The organism is Pseudoalteromonas sp. SG41-1 (assembly GCF_014164575.1).
GTDB classification, from domain to species: Bacteria; Pseudomonadota; Gammaproteobacteria; order Enterobacterales; family Alteromonadaceae; genus Pseudoalteromonas; species Pseudoalteromonas rhizosphaerae.
In genome coordinates this window covers 1-3,274 of the sequence record NZ_JACJFL010000089.1, presented here as the reverse complement: position 1 = coordinate 3,274, position 3,274 = coordinate 1, and the positions used below count along the sequence as shown (strand labels likewise).

At 48.8% G+C, this 3,274-nt stretch carries 2 rRNA genes; both read left to right on the top strand.

Annotated elements, in window-relative coordinates:
- Positions 1–136 precede the first annotated feature (136 nt).
- Positions 137–3,023 (top strand): 23S ribosomal RNA (locus H5203_RS22255).
- Positions 3,024–3,154: 131 nt separating this feature from the next.
- Positions 3,155–3,269 (top strand): 5S ribosomal RNA (rrf, locus tag H5203_RS22250).
- Positions 3,270–3,274: the final 5 nt, after the last annotated feature.

Sequence of the window (3,274 nt, the reverse complement as noted above, 5' to 3'; positions counted from 1 at the left end):
AAAAAGAATGATAGCAGTATCATTCAGTGCCATTTAATGAACGTTTACGTTTGTTGATTGGTATCTACTTTAGTATTCAATATTAACTTCTGGCGAAGTTAAACTGTCACGAAACAAAGACCCGTTTGGGTTGTATGGTTAAGTGACTAAGCGTACACGGTGGATGCCTTGGCAGTTGGAGGCGATGAAGGACGTATTAACTTGCGATAAGCCTAGTCAAGCTAGTAAAAAGCACTTGAGACTAGGATTTCCGAATGGGGAAACCCACCTGCTTGCAGGTATCGTTAACTGAATACATAGGTTAACGAGGCGAACGCGGAGAACTGAAACATCTAAGTACCCGTAGGAAAAGAAATCAACCGAGATTCCGAAAGTAGCGGCGAGCGAAATCGGAACAGCCCTTAAGCTTAATTGGTGTTAATGGAAGGCTCTGGAAAGTGCCACGATACAGGGTGATAGTCCCGTACATGAAAATCCCTTTTAAGTGAAATCGAGTAGGTCGGAGCACGTGAAACTTTGACTGAATATAGGTGGACCATCATCTAAGGCTAAATACTCCCAACTGACCGATAGTGAACCAGTACCGTGAGGGAAAGGCGAAAAGAACCCCTGTGAGGGGAGTGAAATAGAACCTGAAACCGTGTACGTACAAGCAGTAGGAGCCCACTTGTTGGGTGACTGCGTACCTTTTGTATAATGGGTCAGCGACTTATATTTTGTAGCGAGGTTAACCGAATAGGGTAGCCGTAGGGAAACCGAGTCTTAACTGGGCGACTAGTTGCAAGGTATAGACCCGAAACCCGGTGATCTAGCCATGGGCAGGTTGAAGGTTGAGTAACATCAACTGGAGGACCGAACCCACTAACGTTGAAAAGTTAGGGGATGACCTGTGGCTAGGAGTGAAAGGCTAATCAAACCGGGAGATAGCTGGTTCTCCCCGAAATCTATTTAGGTAGAGCCTCGGACGAATACTTACGGGGGTAGAGCACTGTTAAGGCTAGGGGGTCATCCCGACTTACCAACCCTTTGCAAACTCCGAATACCGTAAAGTAATATCCGGGAGACACACGGCGGGTGCTAACGTCCGTCGTGAAGAGGGAAACAACCCAGACCGCCAGCTAAGGTCCCAAAGTCATAGTTAAGTGGGAAACGATGTGGAAAGGCCCAGACAGCCAGGAGGTTGGCTTAGAAGCAGCCATCCTTTAAAGAAAGCGTAATAGCTCACTGGTCGAGTCGGTCTGCGCGGAAGATGTAACGGGGCTAAACTATGCACCGAAGCTGCGGATTCAGAATTTATTCTGAGTGGTAGGGGAGCGTTCTGTAAGCGGTTGAAGGTGTACCGGGAGGTATGCTGGACGTATCAGAAGTGCGAATGCTGACATGAGTAACGATAATGCGGGTGAAAAACCCGCACGCCGGAAGACCAAGGGTTCCTATCCCATGTTAATCAGGGTAGGGTAAGTCGACCCCTAAGGCGAGGCCGAAAGGCGTAGTCGATGGGAAACGGATTAATATTTCCGTACTTGGTATAATTGCGATGGGGGGACGGAGCAGGCTAAGCAAGCATGGCGTTGGTAGTCCATGTGAAAGTGAGTAGGCTAGCGACTTAGGTAAATCCGGGTTGCTGTTAGGCTGAGACACGAGACGAGTCACTAAGGTGATGAAGTTGCTGATGCCATACTTCCAGGAAAAGCCTCTAAGCTTCAGATTATACCGAATCGTACCCCAAACCGACACAGGTGGTCAGGTAGAGAATACTAAGGCGCTTGAGAGAACTCGGGTGAAGGAACTAGGCAAAATCGTACCGTAACTTCGGGAGAAGGTACGCTCCGATTGGTGATGAGACTTGCTCTCTAAGCTGATTGGAGCCGCAGTGACCAGGTGGCTGGGACTGTTTATTAAAAACACAGCACTGTGCAAAATCGCAAGATGACGTATACGGTGTGACACCTGCCCGGTGCCGGAAGGTTAATTGATGGGGTTATCTTCGGAGAAGCTCTTGATCGAAGCCCCGGTAAACGGCGGCCGTAACTATAACGGTCCTAAGGTAGCGAAATTCCTTGTCGGGTAAGTTCCGACCTGCACGAATGGTGTAACCATGGCCACGCTGTCTCCACCCGAGACTCAGTGAAATTGAAATCGCAGTGAAGATGCTGTGTACCCGCGGCTAGACGGAAAGACCCCGTGAACCTTTACTACAGCTTGGCACTGAACATTGAACCTACATGTGTAGGATAGGTGGGAGACTTAGAAGCAGAGACGCTAGTTTTTGTGGAGTCGTCCTTGAAATACCACCCTTGTAGTTTTGATGTTCTAACGTTGGCCCCTGAATCGGGGTTACGGACAGTGCCTGGTGGGTAGTTTGACTGGGGCGGTCTCCTCCCAAAGAGTAACGGAGGAGCACGAAGGTTGGCTAAGTACGGTCGGACATCGTACGGTTAGTGTAATGGTAGAAGCCAGCTTAACTGCGAGACAGACACGTCGAGCAGGTACGAAAGTAGGTCATAGTGATCCGGTGGTTCTGAATGGAAGGGCCATCGCTCAACGGATAAAAGGTACTCCGGGGATAACAGGCTGATACCGCCCAAGAGTTCATATCGACGGCGGTGTTTGGCACCTCGATGTCGGCTCATCACATCCTGGGGCTGAAGTCGGTCCCAAGGGTATGGCTGTTCGCCATTTAAAGTGGTACGCGAGCTGGGTTTAGAACGTCGTGAGACAGTTCGGTCCCTATCTGCCGTGGGCGTTTGAGAATTGAGAGGGGTTGCTCCTAGTACGAGAGGACCGGAGTGAACGAACCGCTGGTGTTCGGGTTGTCATGCCAATGGCATTGCCCGGTAGCTACGTTCGGAACTGATAAGCGCTGAAAGCATCTAAGCGCGAAGCAGGCCTCGAGATGAGTTCTCACTAGAGCTTTAAGCTCTCTGAAGGGCCGTTGAAGACTACAACGTTGATAGGCAAGATGTGGAAGCATAGTGATATGTTAAGCTAACTTGTACTAATTACCCGTGAGGCTTAACCATACAACGCCAAACGCGTTTTATGTGATAGTTGATAGCGCAAGAAGTTAATAGACTAAAGTAGATTTACTGAAAACTTTATTATCAGAATTCCAAATTTTAGTTAATTGCTAACGCGATTAACACCAAATTTGCTTGGTAACAATAGCGTTTTGGACCCACCTGACCCCATGCCGAACTCAGTAGTGAAACGAAACAGCGCCGATGATAGTGTAGCATTTGCTATGTGAAAGTAGGACATTGCCAGGCTCCAA